The 2,227-nt window shown below is 52.9% G+C and carries 3 protein-coding genes; all 3 read left to right on the forward strand.

Going from position 1 to position 2,227, the window contains the following annotated elements:
- Positions 1–897 precede the first annotated feature (897 nt).
- Genes ACSZO1_RS22215 through ACSZO1_RS22225 form a run of 3 tightly spaced genes read left to right on the forward strand, consistent with a single transcriptional unit; the run spans position 898 to position 2,143 of the window.
- Entirely contained in the window at positions 898–1,152 is a 255-nt protein-coding gene (locus tag ACSZO1_RS22215) for a class II holin family protein (protein WP_437616532.1), read from the forward strand.
- A gap of 2 nt (positions 1,153–1,154) precedes the next feature.
- Positions 1,155–1,679, forward strand: coding sequence for a lysozyme (locus tag ACSZO1_RS22220; protein WP_437616534.1), 525 nt, complete (start codon positions 1,155–1,157; stop codon positions 1,677–1,679).
- Positions 1,676–2,143 carry a lysis protein gene (locus ACSZO1_RS22225; protein ID WP_437616536.1) on the forward strand — a complete coding sequence of 156 codons (468 nt, stop codon included), beginning with the start codon at positions 1,676–1,678 and terminating at the stop codon, positions 2,141–2,143. Before ACSZO1_RS22220 ends, ACSZO1_RS22225 begins: the two co-directional genes overlap by 4 nt.
- The last annotated feature ends 84 nt before the right edge of the window (positions 2,144–2,227 follow it).

The raw sequence follows: 2,227 nt of genomic DNA on the forward strand, positions 1-2,227 counted from the left end.
ATTCAGGCAACCGTCTGTGGTGTTTGCAGAGCTAAGATTGGCGGCTTAGCGTTGCACTTCGGAGTTGAATCCGCCTATGACATCATGAAAGTACATTCGGTCTCCTTAGGGTTAAATATACAGGCCTTCATACTACACCAGTAAACATATTTCCGGTTAACAACATTAATGATCTGGCTATAATTTTTGACTCAGGTACTGCAGGCAATGTATGTTGTCATCGCGGTGAATCCCCCTGTGCGGAGGGGCTAAGTCACGGGTATCAATTGATTTTGATCCTTTGCCAATGAAGCGCGCCAGGTTGTGACTTTTCTGGCGTACCGGGAGGCACCCGGCACCGCAGCTTCCATGAATCTTCTTAGCCATGCCCACCATATGAGACCACATCTTAGAGATAGTGCAGGGATTTTAACGCTTTTCGCCATGATATCCGTTTGGTAATCTGCCATTGCTGCGGTGAATCCCCCTGTGCGGTGGGGCGTGTTGGTAAGCTGTACCATAGCGGCGCGATTCAGGGGCCACACCTGAGTCACCGGGAGGCACCCGGCACCGCAGCAACTCATACATAGTTTTTGAGTATTTTGCCTCGCGATAACGACTTTGCTATTTTTTTTATGTTGCGGTGAATCCCCCTAAGCGGTGGGGCGACAGTCAGTCCCTTCAATGGGCAGCTTTCCTGAAGCACGCGGGTAAAATTGACTGGTTTTACTCACCGGGAGGCACCCGGCACCGTGGCAACATTGAAGTTGCATTTTTCAGCATAAAACAGGCTCGCTTCGGCGGGCCTTTTCTTTTTCCTTCTGCCAGTCATATCGACTAACTCACTCCCCGATAGCGGCAGCGGGCGAATTTTCTCTTTCCACTACTTCAGACAGCACCCCGTAAATGGAGGTGACGATGGTTAAAACTATGCCTGATAAAATTTCGACGGCGACAGCTTACAGCGCGTCAGGAGGACTGGTGTTCGGCGGAATGAATGGCTGGTTTGAATGGTTGCATGGACTCGACTGGAACACGATAGCGCTGGCTGGTGGTTTCATCATCGCCATTCTGACTTATTTCACGAACATCTACTTCAAACGGCGCCAGACGAGGGCATATGAGAAAGCCCTTGAGCGCGGATACATCACGACACCCCCACAGGACAACTAATCATGGCAGCGTTAAAAAAAGTTGGCGGTGCTGCCGGGGGCGTTTGCGCTGTGGCGGCTATTATCGCGGTCGTGATTTCTAACGGCCATGTTCGAACGAATGAGAGAGGTCTGGAGCTGATTGGCAACGCAGAATCGTGCCGACGTTCGCCATATATATGCCCGGCTGGCGTGCTGACGGATGGCATCGGCAACACTCACGGCGTAAAAGCCGGTACCGTTAAAACGGATGAGCAGGTCGCCACCGACTGGCAAAAAAACATTCTGGATGCTGAAAGCTGCGTGAATCGATATGCGAAAGGTAAAAGTCTGCCTGATAACGTTTTCAGCGCCGCCACGTCGGTAACTTTCCGTGCCGGTTGCGGCAACCTCCGTACCTCTCAAATGTTCCGGTTTATGCGAACCGGCCAGCTTAAGGCTGCGTGCGAACAGTTCCCGCGCTGGGTGTACGGCGGCGGTCGCATTCTGTCAGGTCTCGTTACCCGCGCTGGCAATGAGCGAGCGCTCTGTCTGGATGGGCTGAAATGACATTTAAGGCAGAAGCCATAATTATCGCTGTTTTGCTGGGGTTGGTTGCTGCTTTGGCTGTGCAGGCTTCCATCTATCGTGGCAATGCCATTGACTACAAAGCTCAACGCGATAAAGCGACAAGCGCACTTCAGCTTGCTAACGACACAATCACCGACATGCAGACACGCCAGCGCGACGTCGCTGCACTGGATGCCAAATACACCGGAGAACTGGCCCATGCCAAAGAGACTATTGATCAGCTGCAGCGTGATGTTGCTGATGGCCGTAAGCGGTTGCGCCTCAACGCCACCTGCCACGCAACGGCAGACACCACCCGCGCCGCCAGCGTGGATGATGCAGCCAGCCCCCGACTTACTGACGCCGCTCAACGGGATTATTTCACCCTCAGAGAGCGAATAGCCACGGTGACCGGCCAGCTGAATGGCCTGCAGGCGTATGTGCGCGAGCAGTGCCTGAAATAAAATGTTAGGGCGCGAATTCAGATAATAAGTGCAACGCTTGGTCATGTGGATGGAGGGACGGTTAGCTACCGATAAGCTATCCTG

The organism is Erwinia sp. V71, from assembly GCF_965644245.1.
Lineage (GTDB): Bacteria > Pseudomonadota > Gammaproteobacteria > Enterobacterales > Enterobacteriaceae > Erwinia.

What these genes read in the sequence shown, in the direction of transcription:
- ACSZO1_RS22215 (WP_437616532.1), top strand. Translation starts at nt 898, where the DNA reads ATGGTTAAAACTATGCCTGATAAAATTTCGACGGCGACAGCTTACAGC.
- ACSZO1_RS22225 (WP_437616536.1), top strand. Translation starts at nt 1,676, where the DNA reads ATGACATTTAAGGCAGAAGCCATAATTATCGCTGTTTTGCTGGGGTTG.
- ACSZO1_RS22220 (WP_437616534.1), top strand. Translation starts at nt 1,155, where the DNA reads ATGGCAGCGTTAAAAAAAGTTGGCGGTGCTGCCGGGGGCGTTTGCGCT.